The organism is Rhodomicrobium vannielii ATCC 17100, assembly GCF_000166055.1.
GTDB classification, from domain to species: domain Bacteria; phylum Pseudomonadota; class Alphaproteobacteria; order Rhizobiales; family Rhodomicrobiaceae; genus Rhodomicrobium; species Rhodomicrobium vannielii.
The window spans coordinates 1,742,641-1,763,344 of record NC_014664.1 but is presented as its reverse complement, the minus strand read 5'-3'; the positions used below and the strand labels follow the sequence as shown (position 1 = coordinate 1,763,344).

The following is a 20,704-nucleotide window of genomic DNA, read 5'->3' as shown; positions in this document are numbered from 1 at the left end:
CACGCTCGAAAACGCGCGGATCGCGGTGCGCCGCGCATGCGCTTTGTGGCCACGAGCATACGGAACATTCGACTGGGGTAATCGCCGACGCGCTCCGGGCGACCAATTTATCGCGCAAAGCTCAGCACAAGGAGACGGAACGTCAGCGTTGCGTGTATCCCAGCATGATCGGAGGCGGAGCCGGTGTTGTGTTTTCGACAGCGTCAGGCTGAGCTGCCAGCTTGCCGCCCTTGCCGGAGCGGTTGGTCTTCTGTAGCGCGTCGGGATCGGACATGGCCGCGTTCTGCTGCGCGGTGGGTGCCGGAGCCTGCGCTGTTGTGGTCCCAAACTGATACCGCACAGGCTGTGAGCCGCTTTCCTGTTCGATGCGCGCGGCCGCGAAAGCCGGGCCTGAGGCGGGCGCGACGCCGGGAGCCTGGGGCGCGGTGTGCGTTGCCTGCATGCTTGCGATCGACATGGGTTTGCTGGCTGGCGTCCGGATCACCGGTGACGCGGACATGGAAGCGAGCGAGGCGGTCTCCGACGGCTGCGGCGCGCTGGCGAATGCGGCCGCCGGTTGCGAATACGCCGGCGTAAAGGAGCGCATCGGCGGTTGCGGCGCAACCGCGGCCACGGCGACCGGTTGGCCAGACTGTGGCCGCGCGGCGTCGGGCGCTCTGTTCAGGTTGGCCAGAACAGTTTGCGGCACGCCATCGACTCCGGGTAGCATTCTTGGATCGACCTTGGCGAAGATCGGGCACGGACCGTCGGGCGCGGGATCGCCCGGAACACCGGGAAACTGCACGTTCACCTGATATTGCTTGCCGCAAACCTTCACGATCGGCGGCTTGCCGCTCGCCTCGAACGAGTCGTAGCCTTCCTTGAGCCGCGCCCAGAACGCATACCACGGGTTGTCGCGGTGCTTCGCCATGTTCGCGGCCGTCATGCGGAAGGGCAAAGCCTGCACATGGAATTTCGTCTGGCCCGCGTCGAATGCCTCACGCGCGAGGATGTAGATTTCCTCGATATAGGCATCGGTCATCGCGTAGCAGCCGACCGACTTGCAGTTGCCGTGCACCATCAGCGCCGAACCCGTATGGCCGTTCACCTGGTCGTGGACATTCGGATAGCCGATGTTGAAAGCGAGGTAATAATTGCTGCGCGGGTTCATCTGGCCGCGGGTGACGGTATAGAACCCCTCGGGAGACTGCCGGTCGCCAGTCTGAATTTTGGGGCCGAGGGTGCCGGACCACGCGCAAATCGGATAGGTGCGGAAATGCTGGAACCGACCGTCCTTTAACTTCCAGACTTCCAACTCCGACTCTTCCTTGAAGATGCGGATGAAGATCGGAGCATCGGTCCGCATACCCTTGATGGCGAGCATCGCCTGGGTCGACGCGGGAAGTTGGCGCTCCGCTGGCGGGACCGCGTTCTCGGCGTCGCCGCCGAACCCGAAGAGGTTGAGGCACCCAGTCAGGCCCAGCAACAGCGGCGCAACCGACGCAAAACGCAACGCAACTCTCATAAGGCCTTTCCTCTGCGCGGTGGCGCTGTCAGGTGAGCATCGGCCGTCTGGGTTAAAAAGAGGTTGCATCTTGCGTGTGCTTTTTAGTGATCGCATCCTGGAGTTGTAAGCCCTTGATTCCTTTTCTGCAACAGAGACTTGGCAGTGATATTGAGGCTAAAATGCGACACACCCCCACGGGCAAGCCTACCGCGCGGCCGGTAAGGTACGGCCGATAGCGAGGAATTTATCCTGCCGCTGCTTCTTGATGGCCTGACCCTCCTGCGATTCGAATTCGGAAAGGGCGCGTTCGAGCGCGTCGCTCACATTGCGAATGGCGGCTTCCCGCTCGCGATGGGCGCCGCCGACCGGCTCGGGAATGATCTGATCGATCACGCCGAGCTGGAGGAGATCCTGCGCGGTGATCTTCATGTTGGTCGCGGCATCGCGCGCCTTGGAACTGTCGCGCCAGAGGATCGAGGCGGCCCCTTCGGGCGAGATCACGCTGTAGATGGAGTGTTCGAGCATCAGCACGCGATTCGCAGCGGCAATCGCGATAGCGCCGCCGGAGCCGCCCTCGCCGATCACGACCGCGATCATCGGCACGGAAAGCGACAGGCAGCAATCCGTCGAGCGCGCGATGGCTTCGGCCTGACCGCGCTCCTCGGCTTCGATGCCGGGATACGCTCCCGCCGTGTCGACGAGGCTGACCACCGGAATGCCGAAACGGTCCGCCAGCTCCATCAAACGCACGGCCTTGCGGTAGCCTTCGGGCTTCGCCATGCCGAAATTGTGCCGGAGACGGCCTTGCGTGTCCGCGCCCTTTTCGTGGCCGAGCACCATCACAGTGCGACCGTTGAATTGGCCGAGCCCGCCGATGATGGCAAGATCTTCGCCGAAATAGCGGTCCCCGCCGAGCGGCGTGAAATCGGCGATAAGCTCGCGGATATAGTCGACCGAGTGCGGCCGCGCGGGATGGCGCGCCACCTGCGTCTTCTGCCAGGGATCGAGGCTCTTGTAGGTTTCCTGAAGCGCCGTTTGCGCCTTCTCGCGGAGCTTGGCGAGTTCATCGTTGATGGAGACGCCGCTTTCCCCTTCGCCGAGCGCGCTCAATTCCGCGATCTTGCTTTCGAGTTCAGCGATAGGTTTTTCGAAGTCGAGATAGGTGCGCATGGCCTTGGAGCTTGGAACGAGAAGCGGGTGATTTTGCCCATTGCCTAGCATGGGCGGCTGGCAAGGGCTAGTGCGCGTTCCGGCGCCGCCCCTTCATTTCCGGGGACTAGTGCAGTGAATTTTACATTTGATCCACACCCGCTGTTGGCACCGGCATCAAATGTAAAATTCGAAAACTGCATGGTAAATCAATTCGTTGCCAGTGCTTTTCAGGCGCATGCGTTCGCTTGGAGCGTGCAGCGATGTGGACCAAACGTCTGCGCCTGAGCACTGGGCGCGCTGAAAACGCCATAGACGATGCGCCATGTGACGCAGCCCCCGTGACGGCGATCGAATGCTGCCAGCGCCTGCCTGAGCGCGGTTGGGGACAGCGGCCGATAGCCGGGCCTCGGCTGGCGCGCGCCCGTGTTTCGCAGTGCCCGGAGAAAGCCCGCCGCGTCGCCATATTCGGCGGTGATGGTTTCCTCCCGCACGATGCAGTCGAGCGCGGGCATATCGAGCAGGCCGATGGCCTCACCAAGGCTTTCGAGTGTCTCGCGCCATTCGGGAAAATTGCCGGGGCCGATGGTGGCGAACACGATGCGTCCGCCGGGATTCAGCAGTCGCCGCCAGTTTTCGAGGCTTCGGCGCGGATCGTCGCACCACTGCAGCGTCATGCTTGAGGCCACGAGGTCGAAGCCGGTGGAAACGGCCGGGCGGTCGCCGTCCATCGCCGCGAACGTCATTTCCGCGTCCCGTTCGCCTGCCGCCGCCATGTTTTCACGACAGCGCGAAACCATGTCGGGGCCGATGTCGGTGAACAGGAACCGGCCGCGAGGATAGCGCGCGAGCAGATGGCGCGAGAAAAGCCCGGTGCCGCAACCGATTTCGAGAACGCGCGGCGCGTTCGCGGTGGGCAGAAACTCGGCGAGGCGCGCAGCCACCGTCTCCTGAAGCGCCGCGTTGGCGTCGTAGGTCGAGACGCTTTCCGAGAAGCGGCGTGCGATTATGCCCTTGCGGGACATGGGGTTCTCACTTGGGATTCCTGAAAAGAGACGGGCGCCGTCGCCGGGACGAGCGGGCCAACCGCCCCTGTTTCCCTCTCTCGCGGCCAAAGCGCAAGGCTCGTTGCTCTGTCGTCGCAGCGAAACGCTCCACCGATGCCGCGAAATGACGCAACGGGAATGCTTCTAACGTCTCGTCGTTCAAGTTGCAAAGTCGGTGATTTTCTATTTAATTCGCAAATATTTTCGAGGGGTGTTTCTTGGATACGCGTATCAGCTCCATTGCCAGTGATCTCCGCGCGGGACAGACCCCGCCTGAAGTCAGCGTCCGGACATTTCTCGGCTGGTTCGACGCCCAGCGCCGGCGCTACAGGATCGTTCAGAACATCCGCGACGAACTCGCGAAAGAGGGCGTGTGCACCGTGCCCGATTTCGAGACGGTCTGGATCGACGCGCCGATCAAATTCGTCCTTTCCGAAGGGAACGGCATTTTCGTCAATTTCGAGCCGAAGGTGCCCGGCGAAGAACCGCAGAAAGCGCCCGAGACCGTTCCGCCGGGCCGCTGGGAGACCCGCGAGGCGACCTACAAGGTCGGCAGGCTCGCCGCCGCGAACCAGGGCATCGTCTCCGTCCCGCCTGACAAGTCTGTCGCCCAGGCCGTCACGATCATGATGCTGGGCGGCTACTCCCAGCTTCCCGTCATGACGGACGAGGAGACAGTTCTGGGCATGCTGAGCTGGCGCTCCGTCGGCACACGCATGGTCCTGAACCGGCCAGCGCCACTGGTCGGCGACGCGATGGAACCGCATCACGAGGTGCGATCCGATGTTTCCATCTTCGATGCGATCCAGGCCATCGTCGCGAACGATTACGTGCTCGTGCGCGGCGTGGATGGGCGCATCACCGGCATCGTCACGGCGAACGATCTGAGCCTCCAGTTTCATGACCTGACCGAGCCGTTCCTGCTCCTCGGCGAGATCGAAAATCTGGTCCGCAACATGATCGGCAACGCGTTTTCAGCGGACGAACTCAAGACCGCCTGCAATCCGGCAGACGCGTCGCGGGTCGCCTACGTCGAAACCGTCGCGGATCTGTCATTCGGTGAGTATATCCGCCTTCTGCAATTGCCGCCGAACTGGAGCAGACTCGGGATCGACATCGAGCGCGAGGTCTTCTGCCAGTCGCTCGACGCGGTGCGCAAGATCAGGAACGACGTGATGCATTTCGATCCGGACGGCATCGAGCCGGTAGAACTGCAGCAGCTTCGCCGGTTCACGCGCTTCATGCGGCAGCTTGCCAGCGTGCGCGTGTAGATCCCCAGCGTGTAGATCGAAGACGATCCAAGCTCAAGCTGAGCCAGAAAACTATATCCTCCGATCACGTAAATTTAACCGTCAGAGCACGTGCAATAACGGCACTGTTGGAACTGTTGGCTTCGAGTACAGGTTAAAATCATTTAGAATGATCCAAACGCGGCCGGTCACGAAACGGTCCGGGAGAAAGGCTCTCACGGCTCGAAAATACGGCGTTCCGGCTGCTGGCCGCACCTGTTTGACCGGAGTGAACCTTGGCTTTGCATCCTCTCTCGCATCATGAAATCCTGAGCCTCGTCGCGCCATTCACTCGCCGCGGACTGCATCCCGACTTGCAGGCCACAAACCGGCAGGAACGACGACTTGTCTTCAAACCGGTCGAACGCCTCGGCGAACGAGAGGGTGCGCCCGCCTATACCGAGACGCTCGAACTTTACTGTACGAGCGGCACCGCCACGCCGCACAAGCTGAAACGAACGACCGTGTGTTCGACCGCGCCGGAGAATTTCGAGGCGCGGCTCGAAATCGAGGGCCGCGATCTCGCCGATATGCTGGATTGCTTCGAGACCGTGCCGTCGTCGAGCCAGTTCCGCTTCGGGCCTGGCTTCAAGATGGTGAAATGCTGGCGGCTCCTGCGCGGCAGCGGCAAGACGCCCACCGGTCAGCCCACGACGCAGAAAGCCCTCACCCACATGGCGGCGACGCTTGGCGATCTCACCGTGAAGGCCACCGCGCCGACAGTGAAAGCCGATCCCGAAACGATCATCGAGATCGACCCGCCTGAAGGCGCGCATCTGCGTCTGCCGGAAGACCTGCTCGCCGTGCTTGGCTGGAACTGGAGCCTCCTCCGCAAGCGGCGCGATACGTGGCGCGCCATTCTCAAGACGTCGGGTCGCGAGCCGGACCGCAGTCGGCGGGCGGAATTGAACCTCGACAAGATGGTCGAGCATCTCGTGCAGACTTTCGAGGACGCGCCCGCGCGCTTCCACGACCGGCTTTACAAGGCGCGCTGGGGCGTCGCATTCCGCCGCTCGCTCCCCTTGCTGATCGCGCTCACGCTGATCGGCCTCGCCGCGCTGTCCTCACGGCTCGAACTATCGGAGGACTCGTTGCTGCGCATGCTGATTTTCAACGCGCCGCCGCTTCTCATGGTGTCGGTGTTTTGCATGCGCAGGCTGCCGCAGATCGAAATCCCGCCGCTGCCACGTCGGCTTAAAGCATCGAAATGGATGCTGGACCCGGAGCCGGCCTGAGGCCGCGCGATAATACGCGCCGAGAAAAGTAACGGAGGCAAGCCAGAGCGCGAGTTACAGCCGAAAGACTAGGGGAACAAGATAACTATCTGTGCATTGCAAGTACACTGATTAACTTTGCGCCGAGGGTGAGGAATGGCCGGAAACCCGATGAACGTGCCCCCCGTCTCGATCGCGACCGCGAAGGCGGCGCTGATCGAGCAGTTCGCCAACCCCGTCCTGCGCCGCAGGGCGACGATGCTGTGGGGGACGCGCGGTGTCGGCAAATCCTCCATCGTGCGGCAGGTCGCGGCCCATTACGGCGTGCCGCTGGTGGACCTTCGCCTCACCACAATCGAGCCGGTGGACATTCGCGGCGCGATCTACGCGGACGATACGCTCGCGAAGACGGTGTGGTTTCCGCCGGAGTTCCTGCCCGGACGCGATCAGCCGCAAGGCATCCTGTTCCTCGACGAGCTGACTGCCGCCGACCAGCGCCTGCAAATCTCGGCCTATTCGCTGATCCTCGACCGCCGCGTGGGACATTACGAACTGCCGGACGGCTGGCAGGTGGTCGCGGCGGGCAACGCCAGTTTCCACGGTGCGGTGTGCCACGACATGGGCACCGCTCTCGCCGACCGGATGTTCCATTTCCACGTGCAGTCGGTGATCGACGCCTTCCTCGAATACGCGATGGCCAACAATTTCGCGCCCGAGGTAATGGCCTATCTCAAGGTGCGGCCCGACAAGCTCGACGACACCGAGGCGCAGCTTTCCAACGACCACCTTATCGGCTCCAGCCCGCGCGGCTGGGAAGACATCTCGAACGTGCTGAAGTCGGAGATGTCGGAGCACGCGAAGCGCATTTTCGTGCAGGGCCGCATCGGCGCCTCCAACGCGGCAGAATTCTTCGGGGTGCTGCGCGAGATCCAGGCGAGCGTCGATGTCTTCAAGCTCATGGCGGCGAAGCCCGGCGCCGAGACGGTGGCACTGCTGCCGCGCTCGCTCGACGGGCTTTACGGCATGACCTACGGGCTTCTCGCGGCCTGCGTCGACTCGGAAAGCGTCGCCCGCACGCTCGAAATCGTGGAGCAACTGCCCGACGTGAGGGCGGAAATCCGCCTGCCGCTTCGCGAGGTGCAGACGCTCGCGATGGAACTCATCATGCAAAAGGCGCTGGCGACCGGCCTTGAGGGCGCGATCCTCGAAAGCCCAGCCTATAGCCGCTATGCGGAGGCCCGCGCGAAGGAGCCGACCTATGCCTGACGGGAGCGGCGCAAGCGACTTCGGCGCGGGTGCGGGCCTGCCGCCCGGCCATCGCGGGACGCGGGCCATTCAGCGCATGGTGGAGTTCGCGCCCTCGACCGGCGGCCTCGCGCTGTGGGTGAAGCACCTCGACGTGGCCGACCCCGCCGCGCCCGTCGTCTCCACGGATGGCACCACGCTTCGCTACGGCCCGGCCTTCACGGAAACGCCGGTCGCGGAACAGGTGGGCCTCGTGGCGCATGAGGTGCTGCACATCGCGCTGCGCCATCCGCAACGCTATCTCGAATTGCAGCAACTCATCGGCGATGTCGATCTCGACCTCTTCAACATCTGCGCCGACGCCATCGTCAACAGCTCGCTGTCGCATCTGACGTGGCTGAGGCTGCCGCACCGCTCGGTTTATCTGGACGAGCTTCTGCGCGATACGCTCGGCCTCCGCGAGGACGTGCAGAAGTCGTTGCTCGAATGGGACGTGGAGCGGCTTTATCGCGCCGTCGACGACCGTCAGCAGGCCGACAATGGCGGCAAGCGCGATCAGCGCCGCGAGAAGCAGGGCGGTTCGGAGGAAAGTCAGGACGGCAAAAACGGCAACGAAACGCAGCAGGCGTCACAAGAGACGAAGCCCGACGAGCGCAAGGATGGCCCGAAAGCGGCGGCGGCGCGAGCGAAGGGCGCCGGTGTCTTGCGCGACCTCGTGCCGACGCCCGATCCCGACGCCCCCCCCGAAGCCGAGGCGCAAGCGGCGCTGCAATGGAGCGAGCGCATCCAGCGGAGCCACGCCAGCGACGGCATGCACTCGATGTTGCGCGCGCTCGTCGCCGATCTGCCGAAGATCAAGACGCCGTGGGAGCGCGCGCTTCGCTCGCAGCTTGCCCGCGCACTGTCGAAGAAGCTCGACCTGTCGTGGTCGCGGCCCGCGCGCTCCTACATCGCCAATCAGGGGCGCATGGGCACGCGGCGCATGCCGTTCGAGCCGGGGTTCAGCCTCGCGAAGCCCGTGCCGCGCCTCGTGGTGGTGGTGGATGTGTCGGGCTCGGTCGATGAGAAGCTTCTCGACCGTTTCGCGCTGGAGATCGAGGCCATCACGCGACGGCAGGAGTCCGGGCTGATGCTTATCATCGGCGACGACCGCGTGAGGAAGGTGGTGCGCTATGAGCCGGGCGTGTCGAACCTGCGCGAGATCGAGTTCGACGGGCGCGGCGACACGGATTTCACGCCGCTCCTCATGGAGGCGGACAAATACTGCCCCGACATCGCCGTGGTGCTGACCGACCTCGATGGCGCGGCGCGCTTCCGTCCGCGCTTTCCCGTGCTCTGGGCGGTGCCGGAAGCCTTCGCCAACGCCACCGTGCCGTTCGGCCGGAAGATCGTGCTCAGCTGACGCGAGCCTTTGCCTCGTCGCTTTCACGTGACGCGTGTGCCACTTCCTGCAAGACTAAAACCCATGTAATCGTTCGGACCTGCGATGTGACTCGGAGGGGACCATGAACGGCTTGCTTGCGGCATCATCCGCTTTCTTCTTTCTGCACCTTTTCCCGTCAACGCCGCTGCGGCGCCGCTCGGTCGCGATTGCAGGTGAGGGCGTGTATTCGGCGGTGTTTTCGATCCTTTCATTGGCCGCGCTCTATTGGGCGGTTGTCGAGTTCAACGCGGCGTCACCCGGCGAAAAGCTCTTGTCCATGCCCGTCTGGTGGATCTGGCTGAAGGCGGGTCTCATTCTCTTCGCTTCGATTCTGCTCGTGGGCGGGTTGCTGACGCCTAACCCCTCTTCGCCAGGAGCGGAAAAGGTGCTCGAAAAACGTGACGCATCGGGCGGCATCTTCGCCATCACGCGTCATCCCGTGATGTGGGGGTTCGCCATATGGGCCGTCGCTCACCTTCTTTCGCAGGGGACGGTGCGCGGCCTCCTCTTCTTCGGTGCGCTCGCGGCTACCGCGTTGATCGGCAGTTGGCTTCAGCAGCGGCGAAAGCGGGCGACTGTGCCCGGCTGGGCCGATTTCGAGGCCAGGACTTCGTTCATACCTTTTGCCGCCATCGTCGACGGACGCGCGCATCTGAGCTTCGCCCCACTCGGCTGGTGGCGCGTTGCCATCGGTGTCGCGGTCTGGGCGGCGGCGCTCCATTTTCACGCGTGGATCGCGGGCGTTCCGGCGCTCCGCTAACGCTCGGACAGTAGCGGCTCAAGCCGTCACGGCACGAAGATCAGGAAGATGTACGTCGCGAAGATGATGAGGTGCAGGAAGCCGAACAGGATGTTCGTGCGCCCCGTGCCGAAGGTGTAGACGCTCACGAGCAGCGTCAGGAACAGGAGCACCATCGCTTCCGAGCCGAGGCCTAGGATCAGATCCTTGCCCGTGTAGATCGTTATGACGGCGACGGCTGGCACCGTCATGCCGATGGTGGCGAGCGACGAGCCGAGCGCGAGGTTGATCGACCGCTGAAGCTCGTTCATGCGCGCGGCGCGAACCGCCGTGATGCCCTCCGGCGAGAGGATCAGCAGCGCGACGAGGAAGCCGAGGAACGGCTCCGGTGCGCCGAGGTCCGTCAGGATGCCTTGCAACGAGGCGGTGAATGTCTTCGAGAGCAGAACCACCGCCACGAGCGACGCGATGAGCAGGAGCGGCGCGCGGGCGCGAAGACCGTGCCCGCTTTTCTCGTCGCCGTTATGTTCGCTATTGGCGGTGAAAAATTCCGTGTGCCGCACTGTCTGGATGTAAAGAAACAAGGCGTAAAGCAGCAGCGTGACGATCGACACGAAGATGAGTTGCGACGTGGTCAGCACGGGTCCAGCCGACGATACGGTGAAATTCGGCAGCACCATCGTCAGCATCGAGAGCGCGGTCAGCACGGCAAGATAGACGTTCGCGCCCTTCGCCTCGAAATCCTGCTGGTAATAGCGAAGCCCACCCGCCAGCATGCAGATGCCGACAAGGCCGTTGGCGACGATCATGACCACCGCGAACACGGTGTCCCGCGCGAGCGTGGGATTGCCCTTGTCCTCCAGCATGATCGACATGATGAGCGCCACCTCGATGATCGTCACCGAAATAGTGAGCACGAGCGTGCCGAACGGCTCGCCGATTTCGTGTGCGATCTCCTCAGCGCTGACGACCGCCGCGATGACGGTTGCGAACAGGATGGGAAAGACGACGAGCGACAGCCACAGCGGCGGCTGGTCCTTGATCGCCTGTCCGCCGAGGAAGGTGATGGCTGCGTAGAGCGCCAGCGCCGCAACCGGAACGACGATCCGCATCACGTCGACGAAGCCGATGCGCTGGGCCGTTGCGAGCGGCCTCATGAGCGGCCGTCAAGTGCGTCGAGCGCCGCGCGAACCGCGAGCAGGTCGCGCCAGGCCAGGCGTTTGGCGATGGGCGTGCGCAGGAGATAGGCCGGGTGAAGCGTCGCCATCGCGCGCACGCCAGGGTGCCCCGGCAGTTCCAGCCATTTTCCGCGCAGCTTCATGATTCCCTCCGTCGCTCCGGTGAGCTGCCTGGCCGCAGCATTTCCCAGGAACACAACGATCCTAGGCGCGAGGAGTTCAATTTGCCTTTCCACAAAAGGCTGGCACACCAGCACTTCTTCCGGTGAGGGCGTGCGGTTGCCGGGCGGGCGCCAGAACACGATATTGGTGATGTAGAAGTCCGCTTCGGTAAGTCCGATGGCGGCGAGCATGCGGTCTAGAAGTTGACCCGCGCGGCCTACGAAGGGCTGGCCCAGCCGGTCTTCGTCCTTGCCGGGCGCTTCGCCGATGAGCATCAGCGGGGCGGAGGGCGAGCCGCGCGATAGGCACAGGCGGCTCGCGGTGGCCTTGAGGCCGCACCCTTCGAAACTTTCGAGGAGTGCGCGCAATTCTTCGAGGCTTTTGGCGCTGCGGGCGAGTTCGCGGGCCGCCATGACGTCGTTCGAGGCGGGCAGTTCCACGGGCGCGGCGCGCGTGGGTGCTGCGAGGTGCGTCAAATCCGCCCGCTCTCGCGTGAGCGGTTTCCGGTTGACGTTTGCGTCAACGTCTATACCTTTAGGTAAAGGCTGCTCTGCGCGGGGAATTTCGCTAAGCCAGTCGCGCGTTTCATCGGCGATGGTCTCGTCGACCCCCATCGCTCGATACCATTCGAGCAGAATTTCAGCATTCTCCGAAGGCGCGCGCATGCCGGTGAGATTGCCCACGGTTTAGACGAATAATCAAGTTGGCGGGGAAGCACTTTTACCGTACCTGAGTGCGATGCAAAAAGAACTGCTCTAACTCTTTCTTAGGTTGCGGTCGGTCCAACGGAATTGCCGGTGGAGAGCGCGGGGCCGCTTGGCCGGGAGAAAACCTCATGGAACTGAACGAAGTCGCGGAAGTCCCCGAAGAGGAGGCTCTGCCTGAACGCGAGACGATGGAATTCGACGTCGTCATCGTCGGCGGCGGTCCTGCCGGTCTGTCGGCGGCGATCCGGCTGAAGCAACTCGCCGAGAAGGCGGGCAAGGAAATTTCCGTCGTCGTTCTCGAAAAAGGCTCGGAGATCGGCGCGCATATCCTGTCGGGCGTGGTCATCGATCCCATCGGCCTGAACGCGCTCATCCCGGACTGGAAAGAGCAGGGCGCGCCGCTCGAACAGCAGGTAACGAAGGACGTATTCCTCCGCCTCACGGAGACGAAGTCCTCCGGCTTCCCGCATCACCTGCTGCCGCCCGCGATGCGCAACGACGGCTTCTATATCGGCAGCCTAGGCGCGGTTGTGAAATGGCTCGGTGAGCAGGCCGAGGCGCTGGGCGTCGAGATATACCCCGGTTTCCCGGCCGCCGAAGTGCTTTACGACGACGACGGCAAGGTGATCGGCGTCGCCACGGGCGATCTCGGCGTTGGCCGCGATGGCAAGCCGAAGGACGACTTCGTGCGCGGCATGGCGCTGCTCGGCAAATATACGCTGATCGCGGAGGGCGCGCGCGGTTCGCTCGCGAAGCAGCTCATCGGCAAGTTCAAGCTCGATGCGAACTCAGACGTGCAGAAATACGGCATCGGCCTGAAAGAGCTGTGGCAGGTCAAGCCGGAGCATCACAAGCCCGGCCTCGTGCAGCACACGCTCGGCTGGCCGCTCGACGACAAGACCGGCGGCGGTTCGTTCATGTATCACTACGGCGACAACCTCGTCGCGGTCGGCTTCGTGGTGCATCTGAACTATCAGAACCCCTATCTCAGCCCGTTCCATGAGTTCCAGCGGTTCAAGACGCACCCCGCCATCGCGTCGATCTTCGAGGGCGGCAAGCGCATCGGCTACGGCGCGCGCGCCATCGTGGAGGGCGGCTGGCAGTCGATCCCGAAGCTCACGTTCTCCGGCGGCGCGCTGCTCGGATGCAGCGCGGGCTTCGTGAATGTGCCGCGCGTCAAGGGTTCGCATAATGCGGTGCTGTCCGGCATCGCGGCGGCGGATGCGGCCTTCGCGGCCGTCGATGCGGGCCGCGCGGGCGACGAACTCACCGCCTACGAGGCTTCTGTCCGCACCGGCCCCATCGCGAAAGACCTCAAGCCGATTCGCAACGTGAAGCCGCTCCTGTCGCGCTATGGCACCACGATCGGCTCATTCCTCGCCGGCATCGACATGTGGCTGAACAAGCTCGTACCCGCGCTGTCGCCGACGCTCAGCCACGGCAAGCCCGATTTCGCGACGCTCAAGCTCGCGAAGGACTGCAAGCCCATCGCCTACCCGAAGCCGGACGGCAAGCTGACCTTCGACATCCTGTCGTCGCTGCCGCTTTCGGGCACGAACCACGAGGAAGATCAGCCGGTTCACCTGAAACTCGCCGATCCGAGCATCCCGATTGGCAAGAACCTGCCGCTCTATGCCGAGCCCGCGCAGCGTTATTGCCCGGCGGCGGTGTACGAGGTGGTGACGAGCGCGGAGGGCGAAGCGCGCTTCCAGATCAACGCGCAGAACTGCATCCACTGCAAGACGTGCGACATCAAGGATCCGGCGCAGAACATCAATTGGGAGACGCCCGAAGGCGGCGGCGGCCCGACCTACGCCGGGATGTAAGGCTAAGGATGCGATGGCCGGACCTTCCCGGCCATTCTTCGGCTGGGTCTGGCGCAGGCTTGCTCTGTTTCAGGGCCGACGCGTGCGCCGAGCTAAGTCGTGCCCTTCGGCATGTTGTCGAGGTCGACGTTATACCACTTGTCGGCCTCGATCACGATCGGGTTCTCGCCGATGGCATAGACCCAGCTATCGACCGCCCAGCGCACTTTCGTGTCGTTCTGCGTTAGGACCGCCGTCCAGTGCGGCCAATGGCCGACGCCCTGCAGGATGTTGCCCTTGGCGAACGGTCGCCCGACGGTGTGATGCTTCAACAGCCCGTTGTTCTGGAGCACGAGCAGGAAGCTGGTGGTGTTGGTCGAATGGTCCACGCAGTCCATCTGCGTCGGATCGCCGGACGCCTCGTAATCCATCCCCGGCCGATCCTTGATGGTGCCGACGAGGTTGCCCGTCCACACATACATATATGCGGTGGCGTAGGCGATGGCGCGACGCTCCTCGTGCGGCGTGTCGGCCTTCTTCGTCTTCGCCATCAGCGCGGCGATCTCGCTGAGTTGCTGCGCGCCGAAGGTGACTTTGGTCTTCTGCTGGCAGCCATAGGCGTGGCAAAGCCAGACGCTGTTCTTGCGCGGCGGTTCGCCCTTGAAGTCGGCGTAGTGCAGTTCCGGCGCGCCCTCGCGGTCGAACGTGCAGGCGGAAAGGCCGCCCATCATCGCGAACGCAAGTGCCACGGAAAGGGCGCGCATGAAAAATCCATCCTCTCGATAGCCGCAGCCTACCTTATGGCACGAGCAGAGCAAGGCTTGCCGTTGAGTGGCGCGGAGTTTTCACCTAGGTTGTCGCGACACAGCAACAAAAAGAAAACATGACATCCAACTCACCCTTACACATCGTCGGCGCGGGTCTCGCGGGATCGGAAGCGGCATGGCAGGCAGCGGAGCGCGGCGCGCGCGTGGTGCTGCACGAGATGCGGCCCGAGCGGCAAACGCAAGCGCACAAGACGGGCGGCTTCGCGGAACTCGTGTGCTCGAACTCCTTTCGCTCGGACGATTTCGAGACGAACGCGGTGGGCCTCCTGCATGAGGAGATGCGGCGCGCGGGCTCGCTCATCATGGACGCAGCGGCGCGGCACAAGCTGCCAGCGGGCGGTGCACTGGCGGTGGATCGCGATGCGTTTTCGGCGGAAGTGACGGAGCGGCTTCGGGCCCATCCGAATGTCGAGATCGCGAGCGGCGAGGTGGACGCGCTGCCGCCCGCCGGCTGGGGACCGACTATCATTGCAACCGGCCCGCTGACCTCGCCCGCGCTCTCGGCGTCGATCATCGCGGCGACCGGCGAGGACGCGCTGTCGTTCTTCGATGCCATCGCGCCCATAGTGCTGTTCGACTCCATCGACATGGACGTGGCGTGGATGCAGTCGCGCTACGACAAGCCCGGCCCCGGCGGCACCGGCAAGGACTACATCAATTGCCCGCTCGACCGCGACCAGTACGAGGCGCTGATCGATGCGTTGCTCGCCGCCGAGAAGACGAGCTTCAAGGAATGGGAGAAGACGCCCTATTTCGAGGGCTGCCTTCCCATCGAGGTGATGGCGGAGCGCGGGCGCGATACGCTTCGCTTTGGCCCGATGAAGCCAGTGGGGCTGATGGATGCGCGCACCGGCAAGCAGCCATGGGCCGTGGTGCAGCTTCGACAGGACAACGCGCTCGGCACGCTGTGGAATATGGTCGGCTTCCAGACCAAGCTGAAGCATGGCGAGCAGAGCCGCGTTTTCCGCATGATTCCGGGGCTCGAAAACGCAGTGTTCGCGCGGCTCGGCGGCCTGCACCGCAATACGTTCCTGAACAGCCCGAAAGTGCTCGATGGCGCGCTTCGCCTGAAGGCCGCCCCGCATGTGCGCTTCGCCGGGCAGGTGACGGGCGTGGAGGGGTATGTCGAATCGGCGGCCATCGGCCTGCTCGCGGGACGCTTTGCCGCCGCCGAACTGGTGGGCCGCGATCCGCTTCCGCCGCCACAGACGACCGCGCTCGGCGCGCTGCTGACGCATATTACGGGCGGCCACCTCTCCGATACCATCGAGAGCGGCGCGAAAAGCTTTCAGCCGATGAACGTCAATTTCGGCCTGTTCCCGCCGCTTGCCGAACCGCAAAAAAAGGTGCGGGGCGAAGCGAAAGGCGCGGCCAGAAAGAAAGCGTTATCAAAGCGCGCGCTCGTCGAGCTTGATCTTTGGCTTGAGACGGATATGGTTTCAGCCCGTGGTGGGCACGCGGCTTGATCTAGACTAATCCTAGGTGCATAAACCGTACGGCAGCTTGGCCGTGCGGCACATGTAACCTTGCCTCTTGCGGCGTTGGCTGCCACATATCAATCAATCGCCGAAAATCCGCATCCCGTCTGGAGCCGCCATGGTTCAGCTCACGCTGCCGAAAAACTCGAAAATCCGCAAAGGCAAAACCTGGAACTCTCCGGGGGCGAACGCGAAAGACTGGAAGCGTTTCGAGGTTTATCGCTGGGACCCGACCACGGGGCACAATCCGAGCATGGACACCTACTGGGTGAACCTCAAGGAATGCGGCCCGATGGTGCTCGACGCCATCATCAAGATCAAGAACGAGATCGACCCGACGCTCGCCTTCCGCCGCTCATGTCGCGAGGGCATCTGCGGGTCGTGCGCGATGAACATCGACGGCACGAACACGCTGGCCTGCACGAAGCCCATCAAGGAAATCTCCAGCACGGTGAAGATCTATCCGCTGCCTCATATGAGCGTCAGCAAGGATCTCATCCCCGACCTCAGCCATTTCTTCGCGCAGCATCGCTCTATCGAGCCGTGGCTTCAGACCGACTCGCCGCCGCCGGAGACCGAATGGCTGCAAAGCCGCGATGACCGCGCGGTGCTCGACGGCCTCTATGAGTGCATTCTCTGCGCCTGCTGCACGACGTCGTGCCCGTCCTACTGGTGGAACGGCGCGCGCTTCCTCGGCCCCGCCTCGCTGCTTCAGGCGCGCCGCTGGATCGCGGACAGCCGCGACGAACGCACGGGCGAACGCCTCGACAACCTCGAAGACCCGTTCCGCCTGTATCGCTGCCACACGATCTTGAACTGCGCGCAGGTCTGTCCGAAGGGCTTGAACCCGGGTGAGGCTATCGCCGAGTTGAAGAAGCTCATGGTCGAGCGCCAGCTTTAGAGCCGCTTCCGATCGGATTGCATCGCGATTCGATCGGTAAACTTCACCGGTCAGGGTTCAACCTGATCGGCTCGGGCGAGTTAGATCCGGATTCAGAAGTTAGTACCGATAGCGATCAGCGTGACCGTCCACGTCGCGGGGACATCGCGCTGAAAGCCGCTTGGAGCCACGCCCTCAAGCGCCATCCGCGTCGCTCTAACTCGCACTCGCGCGCCATCTCTCGGGCGTTTCTTCCGGCTTCACCACGGAAATGCCGGGCAGAGTCAACGTCTCCATGATCCATGGATAGCTTGGAGCGATCTCTTCGCTCATGCGGCGGGCAATCGCCGCCTTGGCGGTCTGCGCCACCTGACGCGGAATATCGCCGAGCTCCCTTTCCCGCGCGAGGACGTGGACCTCGCGGAACGCAATGATGCTCGGCAAGGGCGCAAAGGTCACGCTTGGCCAGAACGCCTGCCCGCGCAGCATGCACAGCGGGGTCACGATCGTCCAACCAAGCCCCGATGCCACCATGGCAAGCACGGTTTCGGAATCGTCAAACTCCGCACGCCCGGCGGCCTCGATGCGCAGGCGGCGCAGAAGCCGGTCGACCTCGCGGCCGAGCATGGTTCGCGAACTGAGCCGCACGATATCCCGCTCGCGGGCGAGCGCGCCGAGATCGGCGATGTCAGGATCGACGCCACGCGGCACCGCGAGAAGAAGCGGCTCGCGCAGAATTCTATACCGTTCGAGATTGGGCTGGTCTTCAAGGGGGTCTGGCGAGATGATGATGTCGACCTCGCGGGCCAGAAGCGCGCGGCGATGCTGGCTGTGAAGGCCGATCTGCACCGACCAGAGTGCGGCGATGCTGCGCAAGCTCGAAACGAGATCAAGCCCGATGGTGCCTGCGAGCGTGTCGACCAGACCGATATTGAGCTTGGGTAGCGCAGCCATCACGGGCGCACGTGCCGCCTGAATGGCCTCTCTCGCCGCGAGGAGCACGCCCCGAGCCTTATCCAGAAGGACGGCGCCGGATGGCGTCAGCGCGATGGGCCGCACTTGACGGTCGAAAAGCTGCACGCCGATAGACTGTTCGAGATTGGCGATGATTTGGCTTACTGCCGATTGCGTAAGCTGCGCCCGGCGCGCGGCCTGACTAATGCCGCCGCATTCCGCGACAAGAACGAAAATGTCCAGTGAACGAAGATTGATTTCTAGAGAATCATGTCGTCCCCGTTCCATCTGCGAGGGGTTCGGCCTGCGCTCTTTCACATCTAACCTGGCGAGTGGATTGTCTTGCTTGCGGTATAGGGCGCCCGGATAGACAGTCTGCCCTTGGTCTATTGCATATTACAACCTGCGGCGTAACGTAAGCGATTTCGTGTATCTGAATGTTCCACGACAGGATTTCCACGTATGATTGTGCGCGTGGCGCTTTCTACACCTCGCCAACAAAAAATTAACGATAAACTAACACTCGACTCGGCATATGTGCGAATTGCCAGTCCGTCCCCGCGGGAGAAAACGATGCGAAATTTCCGGGTATGGTACCGGCGGGCAGCGGGGGCAGCCGCGGTTGCCTCGTGTTGGCTTGCGCTGTTTCACGGTACCGCGAAGGCCGCAAGCGATGCGGTTCCCGCGACGTGTCCGTTCGGAAGCGCCGATCTTCTCCTGATTGTCGCCCTCATCGGCGGCGTTGCTGTCGCATTCGGCGTCCTCGCCTTCGTGTTCCGGGAGCAGTCGCGTTACCGCGCGAAACAACTTCTCCGCCAGAACGGGAGGCTCGACGCGCTTTTCACCATCGAAGGCAATTTTCGTGCCCTCGCCGCGCTCGAACCGCAGGTGTTCGTGATCTGGAGCGACAACCACGCCCGGCTTGCGTTGCATACCATGCAGGGGACTATCGGTGTTCCGTCGAAGCTTGCGCAGTTGCTGCGGTTCGGCTCGTGGCTGCATCCCGACGACGCGAGCCTTACGGCGGAAAATCTGGCGCGACTGCAATCGCGCGGCGAGGGCTTCGTTTCTAACGCCAGCACGCTTGAAGGCCATGTGATCGAGATAGCAGGCGCGGTCTCCGGCGCCGACACCGTGCTGCGCATCCGGGCCTTCTCGCCGGTCAACAAGGAACTCGTCCGGCTCATCGGAGACAACAAGCGGCTCAAGCAGGCCATTCAGGACCGCGAAGGCATTCTCGATGCGCTGCAAACACCCGTCTGGCTGCGCGACGCGAAGGGCGCGCTGACATGGGTCAACACGGCGTATGTTACTGCCATCGACGCGAAGAGCCGCGAGGAAGCCATCGACAAGCAGATCGAGCTGTTCGAGACTCGGCAGCGGACCGATCTGCACCGCATGAGCCAGTCCAGGAAGCCGGGTCGCATCAAGCTTCAGACGATCGTAAACGGCTGCGTGCAGACCTACGAGGCGATAACGGCTCCGATCGAGCGGGGCAGCGGCGGCGCGGCGCTGGACGTCTCGATGCTGAAGACGCAGCGCGACGAGCTGGAGCGGCAGATCGCGGCAAATGCCCGGACGCTCGACAAGGTGTCGACGGGTGTGGCCGTGTTCGGCGTGGATCGCTCGCTTTTCTACTGCAACGACGCCTTCGCCAAGATCTGGGAGCTGGAAATCGCGTGGCTCGCCGCGAAGCCCGCCGCGTCGGAGTTTTTCGACCAGCTTCGCCAGCGCCGCCTCTTGCCAGAGCAGCCCGATTACCGCAAATGGCGCGACGGCAAGATCATCGCCTTCGACCGCAACCGCACGCTCGACGAATTCTGGCATCTCCCCGATGGACGCACCGTTCATGTGGTGAAGGATTGCCGCGACGATGGTGGCCTTACTTTCCTGTTCGATGACGTGACCGAGAAGCTTGCGCTCGAACGCCAGTTCCATACGCTCATCGAGGGCCAGCGCGAGACGCTCGACCATCTGAACGAAGGCATCGCCGTGTTCGGTGCGGACGGCCGGCTCGACCTCTACAACCCGTCGTACCAGTCCATCTGGGCGCTGCCCGAGGATATGCTCGGCGATCAGCCGCATTTCGAGGACATCCGCAAGGCAAGCGACATGCTGGCGCCCGACCCGGATTTCTGGCACACGCTGCGCGAGTCGATCACGGGCATGCCTGAAGCGCGCGACACCTTCAGCGGCACGGTTGCGAAAAGCGATGGCGCACATCTCGCCTATGTGGTGACGCCGCTGCCGGACGGAGGCACGCTCGTCACCTTCGCCGACGTGACCGACAGAAAGCGCTTCGAAGAGGTGCTGCTCGAAAGGAACGAGGCGCTCGAAGCGTCCGACCGGCTGAAGACGGCGTTCCTCAGCCACGTGTCCTATGAATTGCGCACGCCGCTCACCACGATCATCGGCTTCACCGACATGCTGGCCGAGCCCGCTTTCGGCGCGCTCAACAACAAGCAGCGCGAATATCTCGACCACATCAAGACGTCGAGCGAGGTGCTGCTCAACATCATCAACGACATCATCGACCTCGCCGCGCTCGACGCGGGCGCGCTCGACCTGAAACTTGCGCCGGTGGAGATTGAGAGCCTCATCGAGGCGGCCGAACTCGGTGTGCGTGAACGCCTCAGCCGCGCGAACGTGAATTTGGACGTTCACATCGCAAGCGGCGCGGGCACCGTGATGGCGGACGCGAACCGGCTCATCCAGGTGCTCTATAACCTGCTTTCGAACGCCATCGGCTTCTCGCCGGAAGACGGCACGATCACGCTCGCCTGCCGCCGGGAGAAGAACGGCGTGGCGATCAGCGTTCAGGACACCGGACTCGGCATCCCGGAGGAAGAGCAGGCGACGGTATTCGATCGCTTCGAGAGCCGCAGCAAGGGTTCGCGGCATCGCGGCGCGGGGCTGGGCCTGACGCTCGTGAAGAGCATCGTCGAACTGCACAAGGGGCGTATCGATCTGCGCTCGACGCCCGGCGCTGGCACCACGGTCACGGTGTTCCTGCCGGACAATCATCCGGCGCTGAAAAAGGGTAAGACCGGCGCCGACCGCAAGGCTGCACGCGCCATCCCCGCGCAGTGATCGCAGCGCTGGCGGGCGCGGCGTTCAACTTG

The 20,704-nt window shown here is 63.4% G+C and carries 16 protein-coding genes; 9 read left to right on the top strand and 7 right to left on the bottom strand.

All coding sequences use genetic code 11. The features are described from left to right. Positions 1 to 142: 142 nt before the first annotated feature. From RVAN_RS18870 to RVAN_RS08095, 3 genes are all read right to left on the bottom strand, one after another. A complete protein-coding gene (locus tag RVAN_RS18870; protein ID WP_013419260.1) occupies positions 143 to 1,504 on the bottom strand; it encodes a L,D-transpeptidase family protein in 1,362 nt (453 codons plus the stop codon). Between the two features lie 186 nt (positions 1,505 to 1,690). Beyond that, entirely contained in the window at positions 1,691 to 2,707 is a 1,017-nt protein-coding gene (locus tag RVAN_RS08100) for an acetyl-CoA carboxylase carboxyltransferase subunit alpha (protein ID WP_013419259.1), read from the bottom strand. Between the two features lie 158 nt (positions 2,708 to 2,865). Then, a complete protein-coding gene (locus RVAN_RS08095) occupies positions 2,866 to 3,660 on the bottom strand; it encodes a methyltransferase (protein WP_013419258.1) in 795 nt (264 codons plus the stop codon). Positions 3,661 to 3,899: 239 nt separating this feature from the next. Between RVAN_RS08095 and RVAN_RS08090 the strand changes: the two genes are divergently transcribed. The 5 genes from RVAN_RS08090 (at position 3,900) to RVAN_RS08070 (ending at position 9,612) form a co-directional block, all read left to right on the top strand. Further along, positions 3,900 to 4,952, top strand: a complete 1,053-nt coding sequence (locus RVAN_RS08090; protein WP_013419257.1) for a CBS domain-containing protein — start codon at positions 3,900 to 3,902, stop codon at positions 4,950 to 4,952. A 254-nt stretch (positions 4,953 to 5,206) separates the two neighbouring features. Beyond that, entirely contained in the window at positions 5,207 to 6,205 is a 999-nt protein-coding gene (locus RVAN_RS08085; RefSeq protein ID WP_013419256.1) for a hypothetical protein, read from the top strand. 135 nt (positions 6,206 to 6,340) lie between these two features. After that, the gene (locus RVAN_RS08080) at positions 6,341 to 7,450 is read left to right on the top strand and encodes an AAA family ATPase (RefSeq protein ID WP_013419255.1); all 1,110 of its coding nucleotides are present in this window, start codon (positions 6,341 to 6,343) and stop codon (positions 7,448 to 7,450) included. Continuing rightward, positions 7,443 to 8,831 (top strand): vWA domain-containing protein, encoded by a 1,389-nt coding sequence (locus tag RVAN_RS08075; RefSeq protein WP_013419254.1) that lies wholly within the window; start codon positions 7,443 to 7,445, stop codon positions 8,829 to 8,831. The genes RVAN_RS08080 and RVAN_RS08075 overlap by 8 nt, the downstream gene beginning before the upstream one ends. A 103-nt stretch (positions 8,832 to 8,934) precedes the next feature. Next, positions 8,935 to 9,612, top strand: a complete 678-nt coding sequence (locus RVAN_RS08070) for an NnrU family protein (RefSeq protein WP_013419253.1) — start codon at positions 8,935 to 8,937, stop codon at positions 9,610 to 9,612. A 26-nt stretch (positions 9,613 to 9,638) separates the two neighbouring features. On the opposite strand, the gene RVAN_RS08065 is transcribed toward RVAN_RS08070, so the two are convergent. Next, positions 9,639 to 10,748, bottom strand: coding sequence for a calcium:proton antiporter (locus tag RVAN_RS08065; RefSeq protein WP_013419252.1), 1,110 nt, complete (start codon positions 10,746 to 10,748; stop codon positions 9,639 to 9,641). Next, the gene (locus tag RVAN_RS08060) at positions 10,745 to 11,596 is read right to left on the bottom strand and encodes a uracil-DNA glycosylase (RefSeq protein WP_041788634.1); all 852 of its coding nucleotides are present in this window, start codon (positions 11,594 to 11,596) and stop codon (positions 10,745 to 10,747) included. The genes RVAN_RS08065 and RVAN_RS08060 overlap by 4 nt, the downstream gene beginning before the upstream one ends. A 170-nt stretch (positions 11,597 to 11,766) precedes the next feature. Here RVAN_RS08060 and RVAN_RS08055 point away from each other — a divergent pair, with 170 nt between their 5' ends. Next, positions 11,767 to 13,464, top strand: coding sequence for an electron transfer flavoprotein-ubiquinone oxidoreductase (locus RVAN_RS08055; protein WP_013419250.1), 1,698 nt, complete (start codon positions 11,767 to 11,769; stop codon positions 13,462 to 13,464). Positions 13,465 to 13,556: 92 nt separating this feature from the next. On the opposite strand, the gene RVAN_RS08050 is transcribed toward RVAN_RS08055, so the two are convergent. Next, on the bottom strand, positions 13,557 to 14,207 hold the full coding sequence (locus RVAN_RS08050; protein WP_013419249.1) for a hypothetical protein: 651 nt from the start codon (positions 14,205 to 14,207) through the stop codon (positions 13,557 to 13,559). Between the two features lie 119 nt (positions 14,208 to 14,326). Between RVAN_RS08050 and trmFO the strand changes: the two genes are divergently transcribed. Together trmFO and RVAN_RS08040 are read left to right on the top strand one after the other, a co-directional pair. Next, the gene (gene trmFO / locus RVAN_RS08045) at positions 14,327 to 15,736 is read left to right on the top strand and encodes a methylenetetrahydrofolate--tRNA-(uracil(54)-C(5))-methyltransferase (FADH(2)-oxidizing) TrmFO (protein WP_013419248.1); all 1,410 of its coding nucleotides are present in this window, start codon (positions 14,327 to 14,329) and stop codon (positions 15,734 to 15,736) included. 130 nt (positions 15,737 to 15,866) lie between these two features. Next, positions 15,867 to 16,649, top strand: a complete 783-nt coding sequence (locus tag RVAN_RS08040) for a succinate dehydrogenase iron-sulfur subunit (RefSeq protein WP_013419247.1) — start codon at positions 15,867 to 15,869, stop codon at positions 16,647 to 16,649. A gap of 195 nt (positions 16,650 to 16,844) precedes the next feature. Here the strand turns inward: RVAN_RS08040 and RVAN_RS08035 are convergent, their stop codons facing one another. After that, positions 16,845 to 17,870, bottom strand: a complete 1,026-nt coding sequence (locus RVAN_RS08035) for a LysR family transcriptional regulator (protein ID WP_049779275.1) — start codon at positions 17,868 to 17,870, stop codon at positions 16,845 to 16,847. Between the two features lie 285 nt (positions 17,871 to 18,155). Between RVAN_RS08035 and RVAN_RS08030 the strand changes: the two genes are divergently transcribed. Next, positions 18,156 to 20,672: a PAS domain-containing sensor histidine kinase gene (locus RVAN_RS08030; protein WP_049779274.1), complete on the top strand. Its 2,517-nt coding sequence runs from the start codon at positions 18,156 to 18,158 to the stop codon at positions 20,670 to 20,672. The last annotated feature ends 32 nt before the right edge of the window (positions 20,673 to 20,704 follow it).

Bases quoted from the DNA above. Each gene is read 5' to 3' on its own strand.
- RVAN_RS08035 (WP_049779275.1), bottom strand. From the start codon at position 17,870: ATGGAACGGGGACGACATGATTCTCTAGAAATCAATCTTCGTTCACTG.
- RVAN_RS18870 (WP_013419260.1), bottom strand. From the start codon at position 1,504: ATGAGAGTTGCGTTGCGTTTTGCGTCGGTTGCGCCGCTGTTGCTGGGC.
- RVAN_RS08100 (WP_013419259.1), bottom strand. From the start codon at position 2,707: ATGCTAGGCAATGGGCAAAATCACCCGCTTCTCGTTCCAAGCTCCAAG.
- RVAN_RS08080 (WP_013419255.1), top strand. From the start codon at position 6,341: ATGGCCGGAAACCCGATGAACGTGCCCCCCGTCTCGATCGCGACCGCG.
- RVAN_RS08065 (WP_013419252.1), bottom strand. From the start codon at position 10,748: ATGAGGCCGCTCGCAACGGCCCAGCGCATCGGCTTCGTCGACGTGATG.
- RVAN_RS08055 (WP_013419250.1), top strand. From the start codon at position 11,767: ATGGAACTGAACGAAGTCGCGGAAGTCCCCGAAGAGGAGGCTCTGCCT.
- RVAN_RS08095 (WP_013419258.1), bottom strand. From the start codon at position 3,660: ATGTCCCGCAAGGGCATAATCGCACGCCGCTTCTCGGAAAGCGTCTCG.
- trmFO (WP_013419248.1), top strand. From the start codon at position 14,327: ATGACATCCAACTCACCCTTACACATCGTCGGCGCGGGTCTCGCGGGA.
- RVAN_RS08060 (WP_041788634.1), bottom strand. From the start codon at position 11,596: ATGCGCGCGCCTTCGGAGAATGCTGAAATTCTGCTCGAATGGTATCGA.
- RVAN_RS08070 (WP_013419253.1), top strand. From the start codon at position 8,935: ATGAACGGCTTGCTTGCGGCATCATCCGCTTTCTTCTTTCTGCACCTT.
- RVAN_RS08075 (WP_013419254.1), top strand. From the start codon at position 7,443: ATGCCTGACGGGAGCGGCGCAAGCGACTTCGGCGCGGGTGCGGGCCTG.
- RVAN_RS08040 (WP_013419247.1), top strand. From the start codon at position 15,867: ATGGTTCAGCTCACGCTGCCGAAAAACTCGAAAATCCGCAAAGGCAAA.
- RVAN_RS08050 (WP_013419249.1), bottom strand. From the start codon at position 14,207: ATGCGCGCCCTTTCCGTGGCACTTGCGTTCGCGATGATGGGCGGCCTT.
- RVAN_RS08030 (WP_049779274.1), top strand. From the start codon at position 18,156: ATGCGAAATTTCCGGGTATGGTACCGGCGGGCAGCGGGGGCAGCCGCG.